20 protein-coding genes, 22 tRNA genes and 3 pseudogenes are annotated in these 26,998 nt (G+C 32.7%); 44 read left to right on the top strand and 1 reads right to left on the bottom strand.

Annotated features, from left to right (window positions below; all coding sequences use genetic code 11):
* Positions 1-9: 9 nt before the first annotated feature.
* Entirely contained in the window at positions 10-1,437 is a 1,428-nt protein-coding gene (locus RCG18_RS04670) for a hypothetical protein (protein WP_308040250.1), read from the bottom strand.
* A 95-nt stretch (positions 1,438-1,532) separates the two neighbouring features.
* Here RCG18_RS04670 and RCG18_RS04665 point away from each other — a divergent pair, with 95 nt between their 5' ends.
* From RCG18_RS04665 to tig, 44 genes and pseudogenes are all read left to right on the top strand, one after another.
* The gene (locus tag RCG18_RS04665) at positions 1,533-2,522 is read left to right on the top strand and encodes an AIR synthase family protein (RefSeq protein ID WP_308040249.1); all 990 of its coding nucleotides are present in this window, start codon (positions 1,533-1,535) and stop codon (positions 2,520-2,522) included.
* A gap of 83 nt (positions 2,523-2,605) precedes the next feature.
* The gene (rph, locus tag RCG18_RS04660) at positions 2,606-3,355 is read left to right on the top strand and encodes a ribonuclease PH (RefSeq protein ID WP_308040248.1); all 750 of its coding nucleotides are present in this window, start codon (positions 2,606-2,608) and stop codon (positions 3,353-3,355) included.
* Positions 3,352-3,957, top strand: coding sequence for an XTP/dITP diphosphatase (locus RCG18_RS04655; protein WP_308040247.1), 606 nt, complete (start codon positions 3,352-3,354; stop codon positions 3,955-3,957). The genes rph and RCG18_RS04655 overlap by 4 nt, the downstream gene beginning before the upstream one ends.
* Positions 3,958-3,959: 2 nt before the next feature.
* Positions 3,960-4,430 carry a metallophosphoesterase gene (locus tag RCG18_RS04650; protein ID WP_308040246.1) on the top strand — a complete coding sequence of 157 codons (471 nt, stop codon included), beginning with the start codon at positions 3,960-3,962 and terminating at the stop codon, positions 4,428-4,430.
* 130 nt (positions 4,431-4,560) lie between these two features.
* A tRNA-Pro gene (locus RCG18_RS04645) sits at positions 4,561-4,636 on the top strand.
* A gap of 208 nt (positions 4,637-4,844) precedes the next feature.
* Positions 4,845-4,920, top strand: a tRNA-Pro gene (locus tag RCG18_RS04640).
* A 73-nt stretch (positions 4,921-4,993) separates the two neighbouring features.
* Positions 4,994-5,067 (top strand) — tRNA-Gly (locus tag RCG18_RS04635).
* Positions 5,068-5,073: 6 nt separating this feature from the next.
* Positions 5,074-5,150 (top strand) — tRNA-Arg (locus RCG18_RS04630).
* A 5-nt stretch (positions 5,151-5,155) separates the two neighbouring features.
* Positions 5,156-5,231 (top strand) — tRNA-His (locus tag RCG18_RS04625).
* Positions 5,232-5,236: 5 nt separating this feature from the next.
* Positions 5,237-5,311: transfer RNA gene (locus RCG18_RS04620), tRNA-Gln, on the top strand.
* A gap of 4 nt (positions 5,312-5,315) precedes the next feature.
* A tRNA-Lys gene (locus RCG18_RS04615) sits at positions 5,316-5,391 on the top strand.
* An 86-nt stretch (positions 5,392-5,477) separates the two neighbouring features.
* A tRNA-Leu gene (locus RCG18_RS04610) sits at positions 5,478-5,561 on the top strand.
* Positions 5,562-5,568: 7 nt separating this feature from the next.
* Positions 5,569-5,643: transfer RNA gene (locus RCG18_RS04605), tRNA-Gly, on the top strand.
* 3 nt (positions 5,644-5,646) lie between these two features.
* Positions 5,647-5,720 (top strand) — tRNA-Gly (locus tag RCG18_RS04600).
* 5 nt (positions 5,721-5,725) lie between these two features.
* Positions 5,726-5,802 (top strand) — tRNA-Arg (locus RCG18_RS04595).
* 6 nt (positions 5,803-5,808) lie between these two features.
* A tRNA-Lys gene (locus RCG18_RS04590) sits at positions 5,809-5,884 on the top strand.
* 7 nt (positions 5,885-5,891) lie between these two features.
* Positions 5,892-5,967: transfer RNA gene (locus tag RCG18_RS04585), tRNA-Pro, on the top strand.
* A gap of 18 nt (positions 5,968-5,985) precedes the next feature.
* A tRNA-Gly gene (locus tag RCG18_RS04580) sits at positions 5,986-6,059 on the top strand.
* Between the two features lie 6 nt (positions 6,060-6,065).
* Positions 6,066-6,142, top strand: a tRNA-Arg gene (locus RCG18_RS04575).
* 5 nt (positions 6,143-6,147) lie between these two features.
* A tRNA-Lys gene (locus RCG18_RS04570) sits at positions 6,148-6,223 on the top strand.
* A gap of 6 nt (positions 6,224-6,229) precedes the next feature.
* Positions 6,230-6,305: transfer RNA gene (locus RCG18_RS04565), tRNA-His, on the top strand.
* 9 nt (positions 6,306-6,314) lie between these two features.
* Positions 6,315-6,390: transfer RNA gene (locus RCG18_RS04560), tRNA-Lys, on the top strand.
* Positions 6,391-6,476: 86 nt separating this feature from the next.
* Positions 6,477-6,560 (top strand) — tRNA-Leu (locus tag RCG18_RS04555).
* A 7-nt stretch (positions 6,561-6,567) separates the two neighbouring features.
* Positions 6,568-6,642 (top strand) — tRNA-Gly (locus tag RCG18_RS04550).
* Between the two features lie 4 nt (positions 6,643-6,646).
* Positions 6,647-6,720 (top strand) — tRNA-Gly (locus RCG18_RS04545).
* A 46-nt stretch (positions 6,721-6,766) separates the two neighbouring features.
* Positions 6,767-6,843, top strand: a tRNA-Arg gene (locus RCG18_RS04540).
* 282 nt (positions 6,844-7,125) lie between these two features.
* Positions 7,126-8,073 carry a flavodoxin domain-containing protein gene (locus RCG18_RS04535; RefSeq protein ID WP_308040245.1) on the top strand — a complete coding sequence of 316 codons (948 nt, stop codon included), beginning with the start codon at positions 7,126-7,128 and terminating at the stop codon, positions 8,071-8,073.
* Positions 8,074-8,552: 479 nt separating this feature from the next.
* Positions 8,553-9,767, top strand: coding sequence for a threonine ammonia-lyase (ilvA, locus tag RCG18_RS04530; RefSeq protein WP_308040244.1), 1,215 nt, complete (start codon positions 8,553-8,555; stop codon positions 9,765-9,767).
* A gap of 228 nt (positions 9,768-9,995) precedes the next feature.
* Positions 9,996-11,255 (top strand): double-cubane-cluster-containing anaerobic reductase, encoded by a 1,260-nt coding sequence (locus RCG18_RS04525; protein ID WP_308040243.1) that lies wholly within the window; start codon positions 9,996-9,998, stop codon positions 11,253-11,255.
* Positions 11,256-11,331: 76 nt separating this feature from the next.
* Positions 11,332-11,583 (top strand): DUF3343 domain-containing protein, encoded by a 252-nt coding sequence (locus RCG18_RS04520; protein WP_308040242.1) that lies wholly within the window; start codon positions 11,332-11,334, stop codon positions 11,581-11,583.
* Positions 11,584-11,643: 60 nt separating this feature from the next.
* Positions 11,644-11,889, top strand: a complete 246-nt coding sequence (locus RCG18_RS04515; protein ID WP_308040241.1) for a DUF3343 domain-containing protein — start codon at positions 11,644-11,646, stop codon at positions 11,887-11,889.
* Positions 11,890-11,917: 28 nt separating this feature from the next.
* The gene (locus RCG18_RS04510; protein ID WP_308040240.1) at positions 11,918-12,676 is read left to right on the top strand and encodes an acyl-CoA dehydratase activase; all 759 of its coding nucleotides are present in this window, start codon (positions 11,918-11,920) and stop codon (positions 12,674-12,676) included.
* Between the two features lie 256 nt (positions 12,677-12,932).
* On the top strand, positions 12,933-13,853 hold the full coding sequence (pyrB, locus tag RCG18_RS04505) for an aspartate carbamoyltransferase (RefSeq protein WP_308040239.1): 921 nt from the start codon (positions 12,933-12,935) through the stop codon (positions 13,851-13,853).
* 19 nt (positions 13,854-13,872) lie between these two features.
* Positions 13,873-14,304, top strand: a complete 432-nt coding sequence (locus RCG18_RS04500) for an aspartate carbamoyltransferase regulatory subunit (RefSeq protein ID WP_308040238.1) — start codon at positions 13,873-13,875, stop codon at positions 14,302-14,304.
* A 50-nt stretch (positions 14,305-14,354) separates the two neighbouring features.
* The gene (locus RCG18_RS04495; protein ID WP_308040237.1) at positions 14,355-15,539 is read left to right on the top strand and encodes a dihydroorotase; all 1,185 of its coding nucleotides are present in this window, start codon (positions 14,355-14,357) and stop codon (positions 15,537-15,539) included.
* Positions 15,540-15,577: 38 nt separating this feature from the next.
* Positions 15,578-16,456 carry an orotidine-5'-phosphate decarboxylase gene (gene pyrF, locus RCG18_RS04490; protein ID WP_308041960.1) on the top strand — a complete coding sequence of 293 codons (879 nt, stop codon included), beginning with the start codon at positions 15,578-15,580 and terminating at the stop codon, positions 16,454-16,456.
* Entirely contained in the window at positions 16,456-17,199 is a 744-nt protein-coding gene (locus RCG18_RS04485; RefSeq protein WP_308040236.1) for a dihydroorotate dehydrogenase electron transfer subunit, read from the top strand. The genes pyrF and RCG18_RS04485 overlap by 1 nt, the downstream gene beginning before the upstream one ends.
* Positions 17,200-17,218: 19 nt before the next feature.
* Positions 17,219-18,118: a dihydroorotate dehydrogenase gene (locus tag RCG18_RS04480; RefSeq protein ID WP_308040235.1), complete on the top strand. Its 900-nt coding sequence runs from the start codon at positions 17,219-17,221 to the stop codon at positions 18,116-18,118.
* 23 nt (positions 18,119-18,141) lie between these two features.
* The gene (gene pyrE, locus RCG18_RS04475; RefSeq protein WP_308040234.1) at positions 18,142-18,723 is read left to right on the top strand and encodes an orotate phosphoribosyltransferase; all 582 of its coding nucleotides are present in this window, start codon (positions 18,142-18,144) and stop codon (positions 18,721-18,723) included.
* A gap of 453 nt (positions 18,724-19,176) precedes the next feature.
* Positions 19,177-20,237, top strand: a pseudogene (carA, locus tag RCG18_RS04470) (glutamine-hydrolyzing carbamoyl-phosphate synthase small subunit).
* 65 nt (positions 20,238-20,302) lie between these two features.
* Positions 20,303-23,490: pseudogene (gene carB / locus RCG18_RS04465) on the top strand (carbamoyl-phosphate synthase (glutamine-hydrolyzing) large subunit).
* Positions 23,491-23,802: 312 nt separating this feature from the next.
* Complete coding sequence (locus RCG18_RS04460; protein ID WP_308040233.1) at positions 23,803-24,579, top strand: hypothetical protein; 777 nt, start codon at positions 23,803-23,805, stop codon at positions 24,577-24,579.
* A 48-nt stretch (positions 24,580-24,627) separates the two neighbouring features.
* Positions 24,628-25,410: a sugar phosphate isomerase/epimerase gene (locus tag RCG18_RS04455; protein ID WP_308040232.1), complete on the top strand. Its 783-nt coding sequence runs from the start codon at positions 24,628-24,630 to the stop codon at positions 25,408-25,410.
* Between the two features lie 194 nt (positions 25,411-25,604).
* Positions 25,605-26,896, top strand: a pseudogene (gene tig / locus RCG18_RS04450) (trigger factor).
* Positions 26,897-26,998: the final 102 nt, after the last annotated feature.

Raw genomic sequence — 26,998 nt, 5'->3', positions numbered from 1 at the left:
TATTATTTTTTAATATTCTTGCTCAAATTCCATATTCTCTTCTATTATCCTATGGACTAATCTTTTTGGTCTTAGAACGTGTATGATCAAGAAGAACAGCAACATGTTTTTATGAGTATCAAAGGAGTTTTTAGGAACTTTAAAGGCTTCTTTCTTCTTATTATAGCAAACATTTTTATTAAATACGGCAGCTAGTTCGCAGTTTTCAGGAGTGGGAATTGAAGCCATCCTAAAATCTTGCTCTTCTAGTAGGTCTTCAGATTTTAGTGTATAATTTTTATATCTTTCTACATCCTGCAAGTCGGGAGCGTCAGGCCAACTTGCTATAATTCCTGAATCTACAAGTTGATGCTTAAATACATCTAATAGTATTAAATCACTTTTATCTCCATCTTCACTTGTATGCGAATGAATAATGCAAACTAAAACGTATAGAGCAATTTCTAGACAAGAAAAAGTGATGTCTTTACTTTCAGTGTTTTTAATAAAAATACCTTTTTCAGGGTCATATAATTCAAGAAACTTAGTATACATATTTTCTGCGTTATCTTTAAATTTCACAATTCCTGTATTTTTATAGAATAGAATAAAATTAATATAATTCATACAGTCTTTTTCTAAATCAAATTCCGCAGAACAATCATTACTCTTTTCATACAGCAGCTCCGATAAGTCTAGTAATAAAACTTTACAATCTTCATTTTTAGAATACTTGTAAAATATATTTAAACCTAAACATAGTTCGCTGAGTTCATTATAAGAAAGCAAATATAGATCTTCTTTAAAATTAATAAACATATTTAATATATCCAGTGAAAAGTTTTTGTAATTATCTTTATCCTCGTCTTTACACAAGTAAGCACACTTATAGTATGCAGCCATTAATAATGCTTGAGTAGAAAATTTAAATTTTTTATTTTTTTCTTCGAATTTTAATTCTCCAGTAAAAAGATCACTTGCATCCTTTTTATCTATAAATACTCCTTCCTCATTTCTAAAATGAGAAGCATAAAATTCTAATTGTTTTTTAGATAATAACAAATATAAGTTAGCTAAATCGCAATTTTTGGTGTTTATGTTTTTAAAGTTGCTGTAATAATCGTATAATTCTAAAAGACATAATGTCATTAAAGCGTTACTGTCTATGTTTATCTCTTTTTTAAATTTATCCTCATCCCAGCATAAGTTATCTTCAACGCTAATAAGTTTAGGACTTGCCTTTTTATATATACATAGAAGTGGAGAAACATCTTTAAATGTGTTAATATCAAAATTAGATATATTTTTTACTTTAAGTTCTTTAAGAGAGGTGTGTACCCCACACTTAGAGTATAGTACAATTTGTTTTAAAGATTCTTTCGCTAAATAAAAGAGTTGGTGTTCAACATTTTCTTTTTTTAATTTATTTATTCTTAGAAAGGGTCCTATATATTTCAAACACATACACCTACCATAAATTAATCCTTATATAAATAATATGAAGTAGGTAGTAAAATAGTGCTTATTTATTTAATAGAAAGGAAGAAATTTTAATGAAAGTAGGAAAATTAAACTGGGATGATCTAAAAGAAATAATAGATGGCAGCAGAAAAGTTAAGAGAGACGATGTAAGGATCAGAAGTGGTGTAGGAGAAGATTGTAGCGTAGTAGAATTTGGCAGCTATGAATGTGTACTTTCTACAGATCCTATAACTGGGGCTGATACTAATAGTGGTAAATTAGCTGTACATATAAACTGTAATGATATTGCCTCCTGTGGTGTTGAGCCTATAGGCATTTTAGTAACGATTTTAGCCCCAGAAAATACATCACTAGATGAAATAAAAGAAGTAATGAAAGAAATAGGAGAAGAGACTCAAAAGCTTAATATTGAAATTTTAGGAGGCCATACGGAAATAACAAGAGCAGTAAATAAAATGGTAATATCTTGTACGGTAATTGGCAAGGCTCCAAAAGGAAAAGCAGTAGCTACTTCAGGAGCTGAGGAAGGTGATGATATAATCGTCACTAAACAGTTATGTCTTGAAGGCACTAGCATAGTAGTTAATGACTATAAAAATAAAATAAAAGATATTCTAACAGAAGAAGAAATAGAAGAAGCAAAAAATTATACGAATTATTTAAGCGTAGTAAATGAAGGAATTATATCTGGAAACTTTGGGGTTAATTCGATGCATGATATAACAGAAGGGGGAGTGCTGGGGGCATTATGGGAAATTGCAGAAGCTAGTAACATGGGATTTAAGATATACAAAGAAAAGATGCCTATAAGCAGTATAACTCAAAGGATATGCGGAGAATATTCTATAGATCCTCTTAGATTCATATCATCAGGAAGCATGCTTATAACAACTAAAAATGGAGATGAATTAGTAAAAATACTTGAAAAAGAAGGTATCAAAGCTACAATAATAGGTAAAGTTATTAAAGGAAAAGGCATACTGGTGAATAAAAATATAGAAGAGGAAGTAGAGCCACCTGAAAGAGATGAGTTATTTGTGTTAGAAGAAAAACTGAAATAAACTGGTAGAATTGAATGCACAATAGGTCATTAATAATGTATAATAATTAAGTAATAAAAAGTTGGTTCTTTTGGAGGTAAAAAATGAGAGTTGATGGTAGAAAAAATGATCAAACTAGACATATAAAAATAACAAGAAATTATACAAAATATGCAGAAGGTGCAGTTTTAATAGAAACAGGTGACACAAAGGTAATTTGCACAGCATCAATAGAGGATAAGGTCCCTCCATTTTTAAAAGGAAAAGGTGAGGGATGGATTACTTGTGAATATAATATGATACCGAGGGCTACTCAAGTTAGAAAAGTTAGAGATATAACTAGGGGCAAGATTGATGGAAGAACTATGGAGATACAAAGATTAATAGGAAGAGCATTAAGATCTATCGTTGACTTAAAAGCTATAGGAGAAAAGACAATATGGGTAGATTGTGATGTTATTCAAGCGGATGGAGGAACAAGAACTGCATCTATATCTGGAGCTTTTGTAGCGCTAGTAGATGCTGTTAATAAGCTTCATAAACAGACTCCATTTACAATATACCCTATAAGAGATTTTGTTAGCGCTGTAAGTGTTGGAATTGTAGATAATGTGAAGATGCTAGATTTATGTTATGAAGAGGATTCAAAAGCAAAGGTTGATATGAATGTAGTTATGACTGATTCAGGTGAATTTGTAGAGATACAGGGAACTGGAGAGCAAAGTCCTTTTAGTAGGGCAGATCTAAATGAACTTATAGCATTAGCAGAAAAAGGCGCAAAACATATGATTCAAGTGCAAAAAGATAGTTTGAAAATGGACTCATTATGGGTTGGAACAGGTGAAAGAAAATGAGAAAATTAGTAGTGGCGAGTAATAATGCAAAAAAAATAAAAGAGATTAAACAAATATTAGAGAAATATCAAATAGAAGTAGTATCACTAAAAGAAGCGGGAATAGATATAGATGTTGAAGAAGATGGAAATACATTTATTGAAAATTCCTATAAAAAAGCTAGTGAAATATATAAAATTGTAGAGGACGCTATGGTGTTAGCAGATGATTCTGGCCTCGCAGTTGATTGTTTAAACGGTGCACCTGGGATTTATTCTGCTAGGTTTGCAGGAGAACATGGAAATGATAAAAAGAATAATGAAAAGCTTTTAGAACTATTGAAAGATAAAAAAGATGAAGAGAGAAAAGCTAAGTTTGTATGTGCTATAGTTCTAATAATAAGTGATGATAAAGTAGTAAAAGTTCAAGGAGAAATAGAAGGAAGAATAATAGATGAAGAAAGAGGAAGCAATGGATTCGGATATGATCCATTGTTTTACATACCTGAATATAAAATGACATTTGCGGAGATGGACTCCGAACTTAAGAATTCCATAAGTCATAGAGCAAAAGCTCTGAAAAAGATAGAAGGAGAAATTAAAAAACTTATGGAGGAGGAATAATATTGATAATAGGAGTAATAAGTGATACACATAGATACTCATGGATCATAGAAAATGCTATAAATAAACTGGAAAATCCTGATATGATTATTCATCTAGGTGATAATGTTCAAGATATTAAAGAGATATCTAAATATTATAAAGGCCCGATTATTAACGTAAAGGGAAATTGTGATTTTGCTGTAGATACTCCAAGTGAAAGAATTGAAATGATTGCAGGGAAGAAGATATTCATAACTCATGGACATAGATATGATGTTAAGTATGATCTATCTAGATTAAAATATAGAGCATTGGAGTTAGGTGTTGATATAGCATTATTTGGACATACTCATGTTTCAAAGATTGCTTACGAAAATGGAATATGGTTTGTAAATCCAGGAAGTCCAGCTGTATCAAGAGATGGATTTAATAGCATAGCTACTATAAAAATAGAAGATGGGAAAATCAATCCAAGCATTAAAGGTGTATAAAGCATATTCAAAAAATATAAAAAAAGTTTCAAATAAGTATTGACGGAATTAAATATATCGTGTAGAATAATCTATGTCGTCGGGAGTTGATGATTCTCCTGAAGAAACAGTTCAGGGGATCCCTGAACAACGGGGTGTGGCGCAGATGGGAGCGCGCGTGGTTTGGGACCATGAGGTCGCAGGTTCAATCCCTGTCACCCCGACCATTAATTAAATTATAAAATAAGATTCCTCAGCAAAGCTGATGAGGATTAAAGCATAACAAAATCATAAGTAGGCATCGAAAATCTTAAGTAGATATCCCAAATCTTAAGTAGGCATCCAAAATCTCTGATTTTGAGATGATCACTTACACAGAGTGCTGATTTGGTAATAGTCACTTACACAGAGTACAGATTTTGATGTTTTATATATCGGGGTGTGGCGCAGATGGGAGCGCGCGTGGTTTGGGACCATGAGGTCGCAGGTTCAATCCCTGTCACCCCGACCAGGAATGAAACTCCTCAGCAAAGCTGATGAGGATTAAAACATAACAAAATCACAGATTTTGATGTTTTATATCTGCGGGTGTAACTCAATGGTAGAGTGCTAGCCTTCCAAGCTAGTTACGAGGGTTCGATTCCCTTCACCCGCTCCAAAATATGCGTTTTTAGCTCAGTTGGATAGAGCAACGGCCTTCTAAGCCGTGTGCCAGGGGTTCGAATCCCTTAAGACGCACCATTATGGTGGACGTAGTTCAGTTGGTAGAGCGCCAGATTGTGGTTCTGGTTGTCGTGGGTTCGAATCCCATCGTTCACCCCATATATTGGGATATCGCCAAGCGGTAAGGCACCAGACTTTGACTCTGGTATTCGTAGGTTCGAATCCTGCTATCCCAGCCATTTTGGTTTACTAGCTCAGTCGGTAGAGCACATGACTTTTAATCATGGTGTCCGGGGTTCGATTCCCCGGTAAGCCACCATAATAAGTAGATATCCAAAATCTTTGATTTTGTGATAGTCACTTAGTTAACGACGCAAGGCGTTAACCTCATTAAATTTTAAATATGCAGGTGTGGCGGAATTGGCAGACGCACTAGACTTAGGATCTAGCGCCAACGGCGTGGGGGTTCGACTCCCTTCACCTGCACCAATTATTCGCGGGAGTGGCTCAGTGGTAGAGCGTCACCTTGCCAAGGTGAACGTCGCGGGTTCGAATCCCGTCTTCCGCTCCATATGCGGGTGTAACTCAATGGTAGAGTGCTAGCCTTCCAAGCTAGTTACGAGGGTTCGATTCCCTTCACCCGCTCCAAATATGCGTTTTTAGCTCAGTTGGATAGAGCAACGGCCTTCTAAGCCGTGTGCCAGGGGTTCGAATCCCTTAAGACGCACCAAGTAACGTGCCATTAGCTCAGTTGGTAGAGCACCTGACTCTTAATCAGGGTGCCCAGGGTTCGAATCCCTGATGGCGCACCATATATTTCGGGGTGTGGCGCAGATGGGAGCGCGCGTGGTTTGGGACCATGAGGTCGCAGGTTCAATCCCTGTCACCCCGACCACTAAATTAAATTATATCCGCGGGTGTAACTCAATGGTAGAGTGCTAGCCTTCCAAGCTAGTTACGAGGGTTCGATTCCCTTCACCCGCTCCAAAATATGCGTCTTTAGCTCAGTTGGATAGAGCAACGGCCTTCTAAGCCGTGTGCCAGGGGTTCGAATCCCTTAAGACGCACCAAGTATGTGCCATTAGCTCAGTTGGTAGAGCACCTGACTCTTAATCAGGGTGCCCAGGGTTCGAATCCCTGATGGCGCACCATATATGGTGGACGTAGTTCAGTTGGTAGAGCGCCAGATTGTGGTTCTGGTTGTCGTGGGTTCGAATCCCATCGTTCACCCCATATAAATTTGGTTTACTAGCTCAGTCGGTAGAGCACATGACTTTTAATCATGGTGTCCGGGGTTCGATTCCCCGGTAAGCCACCATAATAAGTAGATATCCAAAATCTTTGATTTTGTGATAGTCACTTAGTTAACGACGCAAGGCGTTAACCTCATTAAATTTTAAATATGCAGGTGTGGCGGAATTGGCAGACGCACTAGACTTAGGATCTAGCGCCAACGGCGTGGGGGTTCGACTCCCTTCACCTGCACCAATTATTCGCGGGAGTGGCTCAGTGGTAGAGCGTCACCTTGCCAAGGTGAACGTCGCGGGTTCGAATCCCGTCTTCCGCTCCAATATGCGGGTGTAACTCAATGGTAGAGTGCTAGCCTTCCAAGCTAGTTACGAGGGTTCGATTCCCTTCACCCGCTCCAATACTTAATTATATAAACTGAAGTAAGAGGCACTAATATCCTGTGAGCGCCCATAGCTCAGATGGATAGAGTGATGGACTTCGAATCCAGAGGCCGCAGGTTCAACTCCTGCTGGGCGCACCATTAAAAGCTAGTTATATATAGGGCATTACGTAAGTTTTAAATCTTATATCATAGGGACAGTCTTTAGAATAATCTAAAGACTGTTTTTTGATTCTAAATAATTACGACTAAAGATATATTGCTAAAACTTAAATTTATATTATCAAAAATAAGAACTTATTAGGATAAATATTTAATAAGTTCTTATTTTTATGGCATCATAATATAAATAAATTAACTATATAATCTTAAATATAGTATTATCAAGGACTATCATATAATTGGTTTTATGGAGGGGATGAAATGCAAAGAACAATTATACTTTACGAAAGTAGGTATGGAACTACAGAAGCTATAGCTAAAAATTTGTCATTGATATTAGGACCATCAAAATATTGTAGAATAGAGGATTTTAAGAAAAGTGATAAAGATTTCGAGTTTTTTGTGATAGGTTCCCCTGTTTACAACGAAAAAATTCAATTAAAAACCTTAAAGTTTTTAGAAGATAACATAGAATGGATAAAAGATAAAAGAATTGCGGTTTTTTGTACTTGTATTTCAAGAAAAAAAGAATATGAATATATAAATCAGTTGTTAGGAATACTAGGGAATAGTGTAGTATATTTTCAAGCTTTAGGAGGAATAATTCAATTAGATAAATTAAATCCAGAGGATTATAGGGATGTAGAGTTATTTTGTAATAAAGTTACTATGCCATTTATAGATATAAATGTGTATGATATAAATAAAGTAATAGAATTTGGAATAGATATAAAAAATATAAGAGATGAGTTTATAAAAAGAGTGCCTGGGAATCAGTTATTGAAAGGTATAGAAGAATTTTTGAACGCACATAATACTTGTACTTTATGTACAGCATCTAGTATAAGTGTTAGGGGAACGCCTATAGAATATAGTTATAAGGATGGACATATATACATTATAACTGAAGGCGGAGAAAAGTTTACCAATATATTACTAAATAACAAAGTATCAATATCAATTTATGATAACTATCAAAGCATGATGAAACTTGGTGGTATGCAAATAGCCGGTGAAGCATCTATAATTTATAGCAATACAGATGAATATGAAAAAATATTATATTTAAAAGAAATAAATCCTGATAACATAAAAGCTCTTTCTGTTAATATGAATATAATTAAAATAAAAATGAGAAAAGTAGAATTTTTGTATTCAAAATTTAAAAATATGGGATATGATATTAAACAAACATACCTATTTAACTGATTCTTTTGAATAACATGAAACAAAGGTCATGAAATATTACTTTTCATGACCTTTGTTTTTGCAATATTAGATTCAACATGTGAAATTAATTATTCAATATTTAAATAAGTTTTCTTGAAAAAAAGCTGAAATTGTGTAAATTTTGATTGTGCAAACGATACAAATATGATAAAATGTAATCAAAAGTTAAAAAAAACTAAACACAATTACATAGAAATTTGATTATATTTTACACGATTTTCAAGTAAAGAATAGTTTTTACATAATTAATTTCTTATACGCGTACAGTGTACATCAGTAAACGTTTCTAAAAAAGACAAAATGTAAAAAAAATCAATTTGTGAAAAATGTAGATTAATGAATTATTAACAAAATGATTTTGCAATAAAAAATTCATGATTTTTAAAAGTTGCAATTACTTATCTAGTTTTGCTAGATGAATATATAAAAAACTACACCATTATTAGGGGGAATAAACTATGGAACTAAATTTAGAAAGAATTAAAAAGGCTCAAGAAACTATTAAAGATGTTGTAAGAAAAACTCCGTTATTTTACACAAGTACTTTTTCAAAACAATGTGGCTGTAATGTATACTTAAAGTGTGAAAACAAACAAAAAACAGGAGCTTTTAAATTAAGAGGAGCTTATAATAAGGTAGCTAATTTAACAGAAGAGGAAAAAAGCAAGGGAGTTATAGCTTCATCAGCAGGAAACCATGCACAAGGAGTTGCTTATGCTGCTACAGCTTTCGGAGTGAAAGCTACTATAGTAATGCCAGTAACTGCACCACAAGCAAAAGTTCAAGCAACTAAAGGATATGGAGCAGATGTAATTCAAGCAGGTCAAGTATATGATGAGTGTTATGCAAAAGCTGTAGAAGTACAAAAAGAAACAGGAGCAACATTCCTACACCCATTTAACGATTTAGATGTAATGGCTGGACAGGGAACAATAGGAGTTGAAATATTAGAAGAACTACCAGATACTGATGTAATAGTAGTTCCAATTGGTGGAGGCGGATTAATAGCTGGTATTGCAACAGCAGCTAAAGCTATAAAGCCTTCAATAAGAGTAATAGGAGTACAGCCTGAAATAGTAGCATCAACAAAAGCTTCATTAGAAAAGGGAAAAGTTGTTACGTTACCAGGAGCTAAATCTTTAGCAGATGGTATATCAGTTAGTACACCTGGAGATGTATGCTTCGAATACATTAAAAAATATGTTGATGAAGTAGTAACTGTTAGTGAAGATGATATAGCTTATGGTATGTTTTCACTTATGGAAAGAAATAAACTAATTGCTGAAGGTGCTGGAGCATCTGCAATTGGATCGTTACTAGCAGGAAAAGTATCAGGAATAGAAGGAAAGAACGTTGTAGCATTAATTAGTGGTGGTAATGTAGATATAGCTACTGTTTCTAAGATAATAGAAAGAGAATTAGTTTTACTAAATAGAAGATTAAGATTTACTGTAGAACTTCAAGATAAAGCAGGAACATTAGGTGCATTAATATCTGAGATAGGAAAAATGGGAGGAAACGTTGTTACAGCAAGACAAAATAACAACTGGAATGAAAAAGGACTTGATTTTGCTGACGTATCCTTCGAAGTAACAGTGCAATCAGCTGAACACGGCGAACAAATAATAAAAGAACTAAAAGAAAACGGATATAGTATAGAGCTTCACAAATAATTAGTATTAAAAATAGTAATTCCTTTATTGATTATATATGCTATAAAAAAGTTTCCCGTAAAATAGGTTGTTCTATATAAAATGGAATAACCTATTTTTTTATTTTATTGTAGAACTTCATTTGTAAATTTTATAGATAGTTGTCGAATTATAATATATTAAAATAACGTTTGCAATATCCGTTGTGCTACAATGTTACTGTAAAATAAACAATGGAGGGATACAATTATGGGAGATTATAAAAAGCTATGGACGGAATTAGGTGTGGATTTAGAAAAACACGATAAGTTGTGTGCTGTTTTGCCTGAATTATTTGGAGCAACTTATTTAACACAAGAAAATAGACCAGAAGGTATGAATTACTTTAATTTTGTGGTTTCAGAGATACATGGTCTTAGAATACAAGAACTTGATGAACATAGAAAAAAAGGTGGAAAAGTTGTAGGCACATTTTGCGTGTTTGTTCCAGATGAAGTAATATTAGCAGCAAAAGCTGTGGGTATAGGACTTTGTGCTGGTTCACAATTCTGGATAGAAGATGGTGAAAAGGTACTTCCAAGAAATATGTGTCCTCTTATAAAGGCATTTATGGGAGCAAAAATAGGTGGGACATGCCCATACTTCCAATCCTGTGACATGGTAATCGGAGAAACAACTTGTGACGGTAAGAAAAAAGCATGGGAAATATTAAATGAACATGTACCAGTACATGTAATGGACTTACCTCAAATGAAAAGAGCTAAAGATTATAGCAGGTGGGCAGAGGAAATAAAAGATACTATTGTTAAAATAGAAGAACTTACTGGGAATAAGGTTACTGTAGAAAGCCTTAGAGAAGGAATAAAAATTGCAAATGCTAAAAGAAAAGCATTAAAAAGATTATATGATTTAAGAAAGCATAAACCATCACCAATAAGTGGTTTGGATGCTCTGCTAATATCACAAATAGCATTTTATGATGATCCACATAGATTTGTTGAAAAGTTAAATGAACTTTGTGATGAATTAGATGAAAGAGTTAAAAACTTAAAAGATAATGGAAAGAAAAGATTAATGATAACAGGAACACCAATGGCAGTACCTAACTGGAAGCTTCATTCAATAATTGAAAGTTTAAATGCAGAAGTAATTGTTGAAGAAACTTGTACAGGAACAAGATACTTTGAAAATGAAGTATCCGAAGAAGGAGAAACATTGGATGACCTAATTAAAAATCTAGCAGATAGATATTTAAAGATAAACTGTGCATGTTTTACGCCAAATACAGGAAGAACTGACGATATAATCAGATACTCAAAAGAATATAATATAGATGGAGTAATTGATTTTAACTTATCATTCTGTCATACTTATGCTGTAGAACATGGATCAGTTGAAAAAGCATTAAAGGAAAAGAATATACCAGTTATGCATATTGAAACAGACTATTCTACAGAAGATTCAGGACAGATAAAAACAAGGGTTGAAGCATTCTTGGAGATGATTTAAGCAGTGAGTACTCATCTGACGATAGGAAGAGGAGTTTCATAATAAAGGTTAATTATCGGATAAATTAGGTGATAGTATGGAAAATATAAGACATTATATACTTTTTCCTTCACATACTGAAGGTGTTAAGTTGGAGTCTGCATTAAAGAAAGATAATATAAAACATACAATAGTGCCTACACCTAGAGAACTGTCAGCATCTTGTGGCATAGCTATTATGTATAATAAAGAAGATGAAGAAAAAATAAAAGAATTGGTAGATAACAATAATGTTAAAACATTAGGATTTCATTACGTAAATAAAAAAATAACCAATCCTTATTTATAGGTACAATAACTTGTATGTTATGCATATATTATTAGCAAAGTCTGAAATTTAGGTGATGAAATGGGAAAGAAAAAAGTTAAATGTTATATACTTTTCCCTTCTCTAACAGAAGGCATCAAAACAGAAACTTTGCTAAAAAAAGAAAAAATAAAGTATACTATAGTACCAACGCCAAGCAAAACTTCCGTCTCTTGTGGAATTTCTATAATGTATAGCAGGAAAGATGAAGAGAAGATAAAGTGTTTAATAGAATATAATAATATAAATGTTCTAGGATTTTATATGGAAGATAAACAGAGGAAATAATTTTTTATAACTTAAAGGTGGATAGCTTATGTTTTATGTAGGAGTAGATATAGGGTCAACTGCTTCAAAAGTTTGTATTTTAGAGGATGAGAATATAAAATCAACTTTTGTTCTACCAACAGGATGGAGTAGCGTGGAAACCGCTGAAAACATAAAGGAAAGATTAAATGAATTGGGAATAAATAAAAACAATTCTCGAATAGTTGCTACAGGATATGGTAGAGTATCCGTTCCTTACGCGGATAAGACAGTTACTGAGATAACCTGTCATGGCAAAGGAGCTTATTATCTATTTGGTAAAGATTGTACAGTTATCGATATAGGTGGACAGGATACAAAAGTTATTACTGTACAAAATGGAAATGTAACTAATTTTACAATGAATGATAAATGTGCAGCAGGTACAGGGCGGTTTTTGGAGCTTATGGCAAACACCCTAGGCTTTGATATTGTTGAAATGTGCAAAAGAGCTCAAGAAGGTAAGGAAACAACTATAAGCTCTATGTGCACTGTATTTGCAGAGTCTGAGGTAATAAGTTTGATTGGCAGCGGAAAGAGAAGAGAAGATATAGCTTGTGGTGTAGTTGATTCAATTACAGGAAAAGTGAAATCCTTATGCCAAAAGCACTCAGATAGCTTTAGTTATTTTCTTACTGGAGGATTAAGTGCAAATCCACACATAGTTGAAAAACTTTCAGAAAAGTTAGGTTCAGCTATTAAGACGGATAAGCTAGGAAGATATGCAGGAGCTATTGGTGCAGCATTGATGGCTAAGGGGATTAAGTAATATATTGACTTAAACTAATATTTGTGTTATGATGTTCTAAGTAAAAGTAAATAACACGACGTGTGTTACCTTTAAGTCCGGTCCTGTGAGGCTGGGAAGGCGAACAAGTATTAGTATATATTAGATAAGTATTATTATAGTAGGAACTACTATATAATGATAGTTATTATTGTATGTAAATGCCTTCCATTTAGGGAGGCATTTTTTTATACCTTTAAATTTAGCACAGAGAGGCTAAGAAGGAGGAAAGTGTGATATGTTAAGAGCAAGACATTTAATTGACACTTCAGATCTTACACTAAAAGAATTAGAAGAAATTTTCGATTTAGCACATCAAATTATGGACAATCCTAAGGAGTTTTCACACCTGTGTGAGGACAAGGTACTAGCCACATTATTCTATGAACCAAGCACAAGAACTAGGTTTAGTTTTGAAGCAGCCATGCTTAGGCTTGGAGGAAAAACTATAGGCTTTTCAGAGCCAAATTCTAGCTCAGTTTCAAAGGGAGAAAGTATAGCGGATACTACTAGAACAGTAGGATGTTATTCTGACATCATAGTTATGAGACACCCTAAGGAAGGAGCTCCAAAAGTGGCGTCTATGTATTCAGACGTACCGATAATAAATGCAGGTGATGGTGGGCATCAACACCCAACACAAACTCTTACAGATCTCCTTACTATTAAATCTATTAAAGGTGAACTATCAAATTTGAAGGTAGGATGCTGTGGAGATTTAAAGTTTGGAAGAACTGTACACTCATTAATAAAGACCCTATCAAGATTTGACAATAACAAATTTTATCTAATATCGCCAGATGAATTGAGAATTCCTGATTACGTAAAAGGGGAATTGAGTACGAATGGTATAGAATATACAGAGGTTGAAAAGTTAGATGATGTTATAGGTGACCTTGACATACTGTACATGACAAGAGTACAGAGAGAAAGGTTTTTTAATGAAGAGGATTATATAAGGCTTAAAGACAGTTATATATTAGATGTAGAAAAAATGAAAAACGCACCAGAGAAAATGATTATTCTTCATCCACTTCCTAGAGTTAATGAGATATCCATTGAGGTAGACGATGATCCAAGAGCATGTTATTTTAAACAAGCTCGATATGGTATGTACGTACGGATGGCTCTAATTGCAAAATTATTGGGAGCAAAATAGTTCTAGAAGGAGGAGAGAGATGTTAACTGTAAATAGTATAAAAAACGGTATAGTAATTGATCATATAAAGGCTGGATGCGGTATAAAAATATTTAATTATTTAGGATTAAATAGTGCAGATTACTCAGTTGCACTCATTATGAATGCGGAAAGTAAACAACTAGGTAAAAAAGATATTATAAAAATAGAGAATAATTTAGATATGGATTTAACAGTTTTAGGATTTATAGATCCTAACATTACTATAAATATCATAGATGGCGAAACCATAAAGAGAAAAATTAATTTAAGACTTCCAGATAAAATTGAAAATGTTATAAAGTGCAAAAATCCAAGATGTATAACGTCAGTAGAAGATAGTATATCGAATGTCTTCTATCTTATTAATGAGGATAGAGGGGAATATAAATGCAAATACTGTGACGACATATACAAGGTTTCAGATATGTAGCTGGTAAATACAAGCTTAAAAATATACTGAAACAAGGGAGGCACTGTTTTATGGAATTATTAATTAAAGGAGCAATGATAGTAGATTGGTCACAGAACTTTACAGGTGACATTTATATAAAAAATGGAGTAATCTGTGAAATTGGAGAAGACTTAAATAAAAATTGTGAGGTTATAGATGCTAGAGGGCTAACTGTTCTTCCTTCATTTATAGATCTACATGTACATTTTAGAGATCCAGGACTAACTTACAAGGAAGATTTGGAGAGTGGAAGCCGGGCAGCAGCTAAAGGTGGATATACAATGGTTAACCTTATGGCAAACACAAATCCAGTTTGCAGTAGTATGGACACAGTAGATTATGTATTAAATAAGGCAAATGAATTAGGAATTATAGATGTTCATCAAGTAGTTTCCATTACGAATAACTTTGATGGAAAGGATATAAGCCATTTAGATAAATTAAAACCCTGTGTAAAAATAATATCAGAAGATGGTAAGGATGTTATAGATAGCAAGGTTATGCTGAAAGCTATGTTAAAGGCTAATGAAATGAAAAGAATAGTTATGTGCCACTGTGAGGAACATTCACTTACAAGTATTGACACAAGATTAGCAGAAGATACTATGACCTGGAGAAATATAACATTAGCACAATTTACAGGATGTAGTGTTCATATGGCTCATGTCAGTACAAAAAATTCTATGGAATATATTATAGAAGCAAAGAAAAAAGGATATAACATTACCTGTGAAGTAGCGCCTCATCATGTAGCTTTAATAGACAATGACTATAAAGTAAATCCACCTATAAGAGGAAAAGAAGATGTAGAGTTCCTCATAAAGGCAATAAAGGATGGATGGGTAGATGCTATAAGCACGGATCATGCGCCACATAGTGTTGAAGATAAGAAAAATGGTGCACCGGGAATATCAGGTATAGAAACAGCTTTTGCAGTATGTTATACAAAACTAGTTAAAGAAGGACACATAACCTTAAATAAACTTTCTGAAATAATGTCACGAAACCCCGCTAATATTATAGGTATAAAAAAAGGTCAAATAAAGATAGGCTATGATGGAGACTTAGTTATAGCTAATTTAAATATAGAATATAGTATTTCTCCTGAGACTTTTATATCAAAAGGAAAAAACACACCATTTGGCGGAATTAATGTTTACGGGGATATAATCAAAACAATAAAAGGCGGAAAAATAACTTTTAGCAAAAATTAAAAGATATGATTAAATTAAGGAATGGAGTTGTACTAATTATGGTTATTGATAGCTTATATGAAGCCGTTAAGAAAAAAGGTCATGTATGTGTTGGGTTAGATACGGCTCTGGATTATATACCGAAACCAGTTGCTGGTAAACATATATTTGTTGAAGATATAGTGTTTGAATATAATAAAGCATTAATAGATGCAACATTAGATGTAGCATCTTGTTATAAAGTGCAAATAGCATATTATGAAGCATTAGGAATTTCAGGGCTTAATGCCTATAAGAAAACTCTTAGGTATATCAGAGATAATAAAGCTATAGCAATTGCAGATATAAAAAGAGGAGATATTGCTAAAACAGCAGAGATGTATGCTAAAGCACATTTTGAAGGAGACTTTGAAAGTGATTTTGTAACTTTAAGTCCTTACATGGGATTAGACAGTATAGAACCATATCTAACTTATGTAAAAAATAGCGAAAAAGGGTTATTTGTTCTAATAAGAACATCGAATAAAGGTGCAGAGGATATACAATATATTAATGCAGAAGGCAATAAAAAGGTCTATGACATAGTGGGAAGCAAAATACAGCAGCTAGGTAATAACTATATGGGAAGTTGTGGATATAGTTCAATAGGTGGAGTAGTTGGATGTACTCACGTAGAAGAAGGGATTGAGCTTAGACGCAAATTAGATAAAATGTTTTTCCTTATACCAGGTTATGGTGCTCAAGGAGGAACAGCACAAGATGTTGCGTTATATTTAAATAATGGAAATGGTGGAGTAGTTAATTCTTCAAGAGGGATTCTTCTAGCATATAAAAAGCATGAAAATGGAGAAATGGAATACGATATACATGCGAGAGAAGAAGTTATACGTATGAAAAATGATATAAGTAATGCAATTAAGGGGATGGAGAATAGCTAATGAAGGAAAAAAATATGGAATACTTAACAAAAGTGATTTTTGAAAATATAAAAATAAGCAGCGGTATATTTAAGTTAGTGATTAAAGGAAGCTTTAAGGGAAAATCTGGTCAATTTTATATGATCAGAGGATGGAATAAGGAGCCGCTTTTATCCAGACCAATAAGTATACATCATATAGATGATGAAAAAATAGTGTTTTTATACCAAGTAATAGGTCAAGGAACTGAAGCTTTAAGTGAATTAGGGGCAGGCGATAAGGTAGAGCTAGTTGGACCTTTAGGAAATGGATTTGACTTAGATAATATAAAAGGAAAAGTTGCAATAGTTACAGGTGGGATAGGAATAGCGCCTATGTTCTATGTGGCAGAAGGCCTAAGTGATTGTGAAACTGATCTTTATTGTGGATTCAGAAGCGATATCTATGGAATAGATGATTTTAAGAAATATGTCAATGATATAAACATAGCTACTGAAAGTGGGGAAGTAGGGCATAAGGGATATGTAACCGAAATTTTTCAGCCAGATTTGTACGATGTAATTCTATGTTGTGGACCAGAGCCAATGATGGAGAAAGTAGTATTGATGTGCAGAGATAAAAATGTACCTGTATATGTATCTATGGAAAAACATATGGCCTGTGGAATAGGAGCATGTCTTGTTTGCACATGTAAAACTAAACATGGCAATAAAAGAACTTGTAAAGATGGACCAGTATTCTTAGGAGATGACATAGTAATTTAGGTTGGAAGGTGAGAATAACATGTTAAATGTTGATATATGCGGAATAAGATTTAAAAATCCAGTGATTGCAGCATCCGGCACTTTTGGATTTGGTGAAGAGTATAAAGAACTTCTTGATGTATCAAGACTCGGAGGCATATCTACTAAAGGACTTACGTTGCAACCTAAAGAAGGAAACGACGGAATAAGAGTGTATGAAACAAGAGCTGGACTACTAAATAGTGTTGGACTTCAGAATCCCGGAGTGGATAACTTTATAAAATGTGAATTACCTAAAATGAAAGATTTAAATACTGCCATAATTGCTAACTTAGGTGGGGGCAGTATTGAAGATTATTTATTAGGGGTAGAAAAATTGAATTCTACAGATGTGGAAATGATTGAACTTAATATATCATGCCCTAATGTAAAGCATGGCGGAATGGCTTTTGGAATAAAATCAGAGGTAGCATATGAGGTGGTAAAGGAAGTAAGGAAAGCTTGCAAAAAGCCCCTTATGGTAAAGCTTTCACCAAATGCTGAGGACATTGTGGATATGGCGTATAAATGCTGCAATGCTGGAGCAGATGCGTTATCTCTTGTAAATACTTTTAAAGGCATGGCTATAGATATAAGGCAAAAGAAACCAGTATTTAATAATGTAACCGCTGGATTATCAGGTCCTGCTATAAAACCAATAGCGCTTAGAATGGTATATGAAGTATGTAAGGTTGTAAATATACCGGTAGTGGGAATGGGTGGAATATGTTCATGGAAAGATGCAGTAGAGTTTATAATGGCAGGAGCTCATGCAATTCAAGTCGGAACAGCGAACTTTATAAAACCAGACATATGCTTAGATATAATAGATGGAATTTATGAATACATGAAAAATGAAGGAATAAATAATTTAGAAGAGATAAGAGGAGCATGTAAATAGTGGTGAAAGTTGGAGGTAAGAAAATGGAAAATAAAGACAATATGGTTATAGATACACTAAAAGAAGTAGAGGCATTGTTAGAAGGTCATTTTTTACTATCATCAGGAAAGCACAGCGATAGATATTGCCAGTGTGCTAAGCTTTTACAGTATCCTGACAAGGCAGCAAAAGTATTAAAAGTAGTTGCAGATAAGTTAAAAAATGTAGATTTTGATATAATAGTTGGACCAGCTATGGGAGGCGTAGTAGTTTCCTATGAGTTGGCAAGACAAACAGGAAAGCCAGGAATATTTGCAGAAAGAGAAGATGGCGAAATGACCATAAGAAGAGGTTTCAAGATAAATGAAGGTGATAAAGTTATAATATCCGAAGATGTTATAACTACAGGTAAGTCTTCATTAGAGGTAGCTAAAGTAATAGAGAGTCTAGGAGGAGAGGTAGTAGGAATTAGCTGTATAGTAGACAGACATAGTGATAATTCAATGATACCATATCCTGTATACAGCGCAATAAGACTAGATATAAATGTATATGACAAAGAAAGCTGCCCAATGTGTAAGCAAGGTAAGCTTTATGTAAAACCAGGAAGCAGAAACATAAAATAAGCTAAGTATTTTCCTTAATATATATTTTCGCCCTGAGATACAAGGCTTGGGGCACCTTTTTAAAAAATAAATAAGCTAAGTATTTTCCATTAATATATATTTATTTTGACCTCAGGTAATATACCTTGAGGAGTCTTTTAGCCTTCTATTTAAAATAGAAGGCTATTTTTTATGCATTTAATTAGTTCTAAGAGATATGTTGACAATATAAAATAATTATGATATTCTTTGTATAAATATTAAATATAATGCATAAAAATTAGTAATTATAATTTTTGAAAGAGAGATTATAGTAGCTTTTAAATAAAAACGACCTTAGATTAAGTGCATAATTAGTGTATAAAATGTGGCTTTTGTAAAACTGGATTTATTTATGATATAGAATGTTAGTTAACTGGCCAAAGATTAACAATACATATGATTATTTTAAAATTATTATAGAGGTGGATAATTATGAATGGATTTTTATATCTCGAAGATGGCACTATATACAAGGGAAAAGGATTTGGAAAAGTTGGAGCAGCAACAGGAGAATTAGTTTTTAATACATCGATAACTGGATATCAGGAGATATTGACGGATCCATCTTATGCAGGACAAATAATAACCATGACATATCCTTTAATAGGGAATTATGGAGTGAATAGTCTGGAAGGTGAATCAAAGAAAATACATGCTAAAGGATTTATCGTAAAATCAATATCTGATACACCATCAAATTATTTAAGTGAGGATACTGTAGATTATATGTTGAAAAAGATGGATGTAGTTGGTGTGTATGGATTGGATACAAGAAGCATAACAAAAAAGTGAGAAGCTTAGGAGCAATGAAATGCCTTATATCTAACGAAGAGTTAAGTAGAGATCAAGTAGAGGAGCTCTTATGTAATGCAAGCTTAAATGAAAATTATATGGAAGAAGTAAGTACGAAAAAGCCAATTCACATAGAGGGAAATGGTAATAAAGTTGCAGTTATTGATTTTGGTGTAAAATCTAATATCATAGAAAATCTAAAGCATAGAAATTGCGATATAACTATCCTACCTTATAACATATCTTGTGAAGAAATAGATAAGCTTAATCCAGATGGGATTCTTTTGAGTAACGGCCCCGGAGATCCAAAGACCGTTACTAAGGCTATAGATACAGTTAAAAAAATAATTTATAAATATCCTACCTTTGGAATATGTCTAGGACATCAAATACTTGCATTGGCTCTAGATGGAGATACTTATAAAATGAAATATGGTCATAGAGGAGGAAACCACGGAGTATACGATATAGAAAGAGATAGAGCATATATAACTTCTCAAAATCATGGATATTCAGTAGATGGAGATAGTATAAAAGACAAAGTTATAATAACTCATACAAATCTAAATGATAACACCATAGAAGGAATGAGACATAAAGAGCTTCCAGTATTTTCAGTACAGTTTCATCCAGAAGGAGCACCAGGACCGCAAGATTCAGCATATTTATTTGATAAGTTTATAAGCTCAATGAGAGGGTAAGGCATCTTTGACTTGTTATTTTCTTTCAGATGCCTAATATAATTTCGAGAATTGGAGGATATGTAATGGCTTTAGATAAAAACTTAAAAAAAGTTATGATACTAGGCTCAGGTCCAATAATAATAGGTCAGGCTGCTGAATTTGACTATTCTGGTACCCAGGCATGTAAAGCAATAAAGGAAGAAGGAATAGAAACTATCCTTGTAAATAGCAATCCGGCAACTATAATGACTGATAGTCATATAGCAGATAAGGTCTATATTGAACCATTAAATATTGAATGTGTAACAAAAATTATAGAAAAAGAAAAGCCAGATGGAATACTTGCAGGATTCGGAGGACAGACAGCCCTTAATCTTGCCATGAAATTAAAATCAAAGGGTACATTAGATAAGTATAACGTGAGGCTTCTAGGAATAAATAGTGAGGCCATAAAAAAAGCAGAAGATAGAGAAGAATTCAAAAAATTAATGATAGATACAAATCAGCCTATACCTATGAGTATAATAGCTACTAATGTGGAACAATGCGTAGAATTCGTAAATAAATACGGATTTCCAGTTATAATTAGACCAGCATACACCTTAGGTGGAACTGGTGGTGGAATAGCAGATAATATGAGTGAACTCTTAGAGATATGTCATATAGGAATAAAAATGAGTCCAATAGGTCAGATACTTTTAGAGCAGAGTGTGGCTGGCTGGAAAGAACTTGAGTATGAAGTTATAAGAGACGGAAAAGATAATTGCATAATAATATGTAATATGGAAAATATCGATCCTGTTGGAATACATACAGGAGATAGTATAGTAGTAGCACCATCTCAAACACTCAGAGATAAAGAGTACCATATGTTGAGAAAAGCTGCTATAGATATAATAAGAAGCTTAAAAATAGAAGGTGGATGCAATATACAATTCGCATTAGATCCAAATAGTAGCAATTATGTAGTAATAGAGGTTAACCCAAGAGTTAGCCGCTCCAGCGCTTTAGCATCTAAGGCTACAGGATATCCGATTGCAAAGATAGCTGCAAAGATAGCAATTGGGTATAGCCTAGATGAACTTAAAAATTATGTTACAGGAAGTTCTAGTGCTTGTTTTGAGCCTACCTTAGATTATGTAGTAACTAAAATACCTAAGTGGCCTTTTGATAAATTTAGTAAGGCAGAGCGAACTTTAGGGACACAAATGAAAGCAACAGGAGAAGTTATGGCTATAAGTAGAACTTTTGAGGGATCACTTTTAAAAGCTGTTACTTCATTAGATGGAAGATTTACTGGACTTAGAATCAATAAGATGTCAGAATTAAGTGAAGATGAAATCATAGAAAAAATAAAGATGCAAGATGATCAAAGAATTTTTGCCGTAGCAGAAGGTCTGAGAAAAGGACTCACTATAGATAAGATGCATGATATAACTGAGATAGATAAGTGGTTCTTAAATGGTATAAATAATATTGTTACTATGGAGAAAAAACTTAATAATGACAAGTTAGATGAGAAACTCTTATATGAAGCAGAGGCTATGGGACTTATTGATGAAGAAATATGCGAATTTACTGGAATGTCAAAGGAGCAGCTTGAAAAGATTAGAAAAGAAAATGGTATCTATCCAGTATATAAAATGGTTGATACCTGCAGTGGTGAATTTGATGCTACAACTCCATATTATTATTCCTGTTACGAAGATGAAGATGAGAATATAATATCAGATGAGAAGAAGGTGCTAGTAATAGGCTCAGGACCAATAAGAATAGGGCAAGGTATAGAATTTGATTACAGTTGTGTACATGGTGTATGGGGAATAAAAGAGGCTGGATATCAAGCTATTATGATAAATAATAATCCAGAGACAGTTAGTACAGATTTTGATACTGCAGATAAACTTTATTTTGAGCCTTTGCACATAGATGATGTGATGAATATTGTTGAGAGAGAAAAACCGGAAGGTGTCATAGTGCAGCTTGGTGGTCAAACATCAATAAATATCGCAAAGAAACTTAGTGAAAGAGGAGTAAATATTTTGGGGACCTCTTTTGAATCTATAGACCTAGCGGAAGACAGAGATAAATTTAGAAATTTTTTAGAAGATCTAAATATACCATCACCTATGGGTACTGCTGTTACGAGTGTAGAAGAAGCTTATGATGCAGTTAAAGTTTTAGGATATCCAGTTGTAGTAAGACCCTCATACGTAATAGGCGGTCGTGCAATGGAAGTTGTTTACGATAAAAGCGCACTTACAAAATACATGGCTGAAGCAGTTCAGATTTCTTCCGAGCCCCCAATACTTATAGATAGATATATAAAAGGAATAGAAATAGAAGTAGATGCAATTTCTGATGGAGAAAATATATTGATACCTGGCATAATGGAGCATATCGAAAGAACAGGAGTACATTCAGGGGATAGTATAACTGTATATCCATATATAAGCTTATGCGAGAATATCGTTAAAGCGCTTGTACAGTATACTAAAGAAATTGCTAAAGGATTAAAAATAATAGGACTTTTGAATATACAATATGTATTTGATGGCAGCAGCATTTATGTAATAGAAGTAAATCCAAGAGCATCAAGAACAGTACCTATATTAAGTAAAGTAACAGGAATTCCTATGGTCAAAATAGCTATAGAAACAATGTTAGGTAAAAAACTTGTTGACATTGATTATGGTACTGGTCTACTAGAAAAAAAAGATTTTTTGCCGTGAAAGTACCTGTATTCTCTGGAGAAAAGCTTGTTGATGCGGATATATATTTGGGTCCGGAAATGAAATCTACGGGGGAAGTGCTAGGAATAGATAGGACACTAAGTAAAGCTTTATATAAAGGTTTTAGCGCATCTGGTGTTGAAATAATTACAGAGGGAAATGTATATGTATCATTAAAAGATGTGGATAAAAGAGAGGGCCTTGAAATAGTAAAAAATTATATAGAATTTGGTTTTAAAATTTATGCTTCAGAGAAAACAGGAAATTATTTAATGTCAAATAATATAGATTGTGTTGTTGTAGATATAAAAAATGCATTAAATTTAATAGCAAAAGGTGAAATAAATATGGTTATAAATACACCGACAAAAGGAAATAATATTGATAGTATTGGATTTAAGTTAAGACGTAAGGCAGCAGAATATAAAGTTCCTGTTTTTACATGTATAGATACTTTTAAAGTATTTTTAACAGCTATACAAGTTAGAAAAAATAATAGCAACATAGAATATAATACTATTAATGAATATTTGAGTTAAATTGATTAAACCTCATGATTTGCATGAGGTTTTTAATTTTTTAACTTTACTTAAACAGGCCAAAAGGGTATAATTTACAAAAATAATACTATTTTTTATTCTTTTGAGTTATAATAAATATGAATCGCCGTAGAATGACAATAATCTTATTGTTAAGATGTAGTTGATAAATAACTAATATTAACTTAGGTATAAATACTAAATATTTATACTATATAGGAGGTTAAAGTCCTAAATGGACTTTAACGAGTAATTTTGCTCGTTTCCACCAGCAAAATTACCCAGTGTTCCGACTGAAAGGAGGAATCAGCGGTGGTAAAGCCAAGCATATTTAGCAAGGATTATGAAAAAAAAATGCGAAGAAGAAAAAAAAGAATAGTTTTTGCAGTCTTTGTATCAATTATCCTAATTATATTTGCTGTAATATATAGCAAAAATGTCTTTAGAAATTTTGGAACGAATGCAAATAATACAAAGAATAATACTACTTCCAATAAAAATGAAACAAAGAGTTCAAATATAAAAAAGCAGGAGTCTAAAGCACCAGCTAAACAGGAAAAGGTAGAAGGCTATTCTATTCAATTAAGCGATGGAACTACTGCAAATGCTATATATGAAACTAAAAATAATGATAAAACATTTAAGTATGTTTCCCCAGCAGAAAGTAATATACAGTATAGTATAAGTCCCGCTGGTAAGAATATAGTTTTGTTTGATAGTAAGGCTCAGAGCATTATTTTAGTAGATATAAATGGAAACAAACAGGATATAACTAATACTCAGTATGTATCTACTAGTGGAACAGTTATAACAAAGAGTAGCCAGCTTTCATCACAGCCGGAATATATTTGGTGCTCTGCGCCCAAATTTATTGATGAAGATACCATAGCATACATAAGCCAGCTTCCGTGGATTGGAAAAACAGCTAAATATATATGGATTGAAAATATAAAAAATAAAACACATACATGGGTTCAGGGAGTAGAAGGAGAAGATGTAAAATTAGATAAGCTTACGGATAAACGGCTTACTGTAATAGTAGATGGGAAAACTATGTACTTAACATCAAATGGAAGTATTACAGAATAACGTTTAAAATTTTATCATGAATTTATTTGAGCACTTTTGGAGGATCGGATGGAGATAGGTTTATCGTCAGCAAGTTTTTACCCAAATGTAAATACAGAAAATAGCATATCCTTAATGAAAAAGTTAGGATTTAATATTGGAGAATTATTCTTAAATAGCCCAAGTGAATACGATGAAGATTTTATAAAATTGCTTTTAGAGGAAAAATACAAGAATAATTTTAAGATCAACTCTATTCATGGATTTTCCTCATCCTTTGAACCTTTTCTTTTTGATAGTTATAAAAGAAGAAGAGAAGATATGTTTATATATTTTAAAAAAATATGCAAAGCAGCTAAATTACTAGGAGCAGAATGTTATACTTTTCATGGCATGAGACGTCAGGATTTAAGCTTTGTGGACTATAAATTTATAGTTGAAATATATAATAAATTAGTATACACTGCTATGGAAGAAGGGGTAAAGCTTTGCCAAGAAAATGTTTCATGGTGTATGTCTGGAGATGTTAAATTTTTGAAAATGATAAAAGAAGAGTGTCAATATCCTTTATATTTTACTTTTGATATAAAACAATCATATAAAGCAAAGGTTGAACCTGAAGAATATATTGATATAATGGATAATATGATAATGAACTTTCATATAAATGATAGGGATGAAGAGAACTTATGTCTATTACCTGGGAAAGGAAATGTTAACTATAGAAATTTGTTTAATAAATTAAATGAAAAGGGATATAGTGGCGCCGGAATAATTGAAGTTTATAGTAATAATTATTTGAATTACGATGAATTAATGGATGCAAAAAAGTTTTTAATAGGTTTTCTTTAGAATCAAAAAATAATTGTAAAAATTATGTTTTTTGGTATATAATTATTAATACAGAAACTCTTACTTTATATATTAATATTTTAAAATAATATTAAAATTATATAAGATACAGTAACATATGTTAATACATTGAAATATATGTTATAATGGTGGGGTTAACAATAAGCACGATGGTGATTAGGAGGAATAATGCAATGAACGTTAAGATGGAAAAAATAGAAAATAATGTAGTAAAATTAGAAATAACTGTAGAAGCAGAGAAATTTAATGAGGCTATGAAAAAGGCATTTGCTAAAAATGCTAAAAAGTTTAATATACCAGGATTTAGAAAAGGTAAGGCTCCAATGAATATAATAAAGAAATATTATGGTGAAGGAGTATTTTATGAAGATGCCATAAATTTCTGTTGTGATGATACATATTCAACAGCAATAAATGAGAATAATATAAAACCAGTTGATTATCCAGAAATAGATGTAGTTCAAGTAGGAGAAGGAAAAGATTTCATATACACAGCTGTAGTTACAGTAGTTCCAGAAGTGGAATTAGGAGAGTATAAAGGACTAGAAGTTAAAAAGCCTGTATATGAAGTGAAGGACGAAGAAGTAGAAAACGAATTAAAATCAATGCAGCAAAAAACGCAAGAATAGAGGCAAAAGAAGATGGAGCAGTTGAAAAGGGAGATATAGCTGTAATCGACTTTAAAGGATTTGTTAATGGCGAAGCTTTTGAAGGTGGAGAAGGAACTGACTATCAATTAGAAATTGGTTCAGGCACTTTCATAGACAACTTTGAAGATCAGTTAGTTGGTTTAAAGAAAGACGAAGAAAAAGAAGTAGTTGTTAAATTCCCAGAAGAATATGGTAGAGAAGATTTAAATGGCAAGGATGCTACTTTTAAGGTTACAATTAAGGATATAAAAGTAAAAGAATTGCCTACATTAGATGATGAATTTGCGAAAGAAGTTTCAGAATTTGATACTGTAGATGAAGTAAAAGCTGATATAAGAAGAAAAATGGAAGAAGCAAATGAATTAAGAACAAAAAGAGAATTTGAAGAGGCAGTAATAGATGCAGTTTGTGCAAATGCAAAAGTAGAAATACCAAATGTTATGATAGATAAAGAAATAGATAATATGCTTAGAGATTTAGAAATGAGATTAAAATATCAAGGTTTAGATTTACAAACATATTATCAATATACGAATAATACTGAAGAAAAAGTTAGAGAATATATGAAAGAAACAGCAGATAAAAGAGTAAAAACTGATTTAGTAGTTGAAGAAATAGCGAAGAAAGAAAATATAGATGCTACTGAAGAGGAACTTTTAGAAAGAGCTACAGAGATGGCAAAGCAATATGGCAGTAAAGATCTAGAAAAGACTGCTAAATTAGTGCTTGAGTCACAAAAGAACTATCTAAAAGTAGATGTAGTTAATGAAAAAGTTATTAAAATGTTAGTAGAAAATACTAAAGCTATAGCATAATATATTAAAGGGTTAATTGCCAGGAATTTTTCTGGCAATTAATTTTAAATTAATATATTTAAATTAATTATATTAAAAAACTGATTTAATTTAGATTTAAAT

This window comes from Clostridium sp. OS1-26 (genome assembly GCF_030915445.1).
Classification (GTDB): domain Bacteria; phylum Bacillota; class Clostridia; order Clostridiales; family Clostridiaceae; genus Clostridium_AM.
Note: the sequence above shows the minus strand (reverse complement) of the source record. Positions and strands in the feature narration are given on the sequence as shown.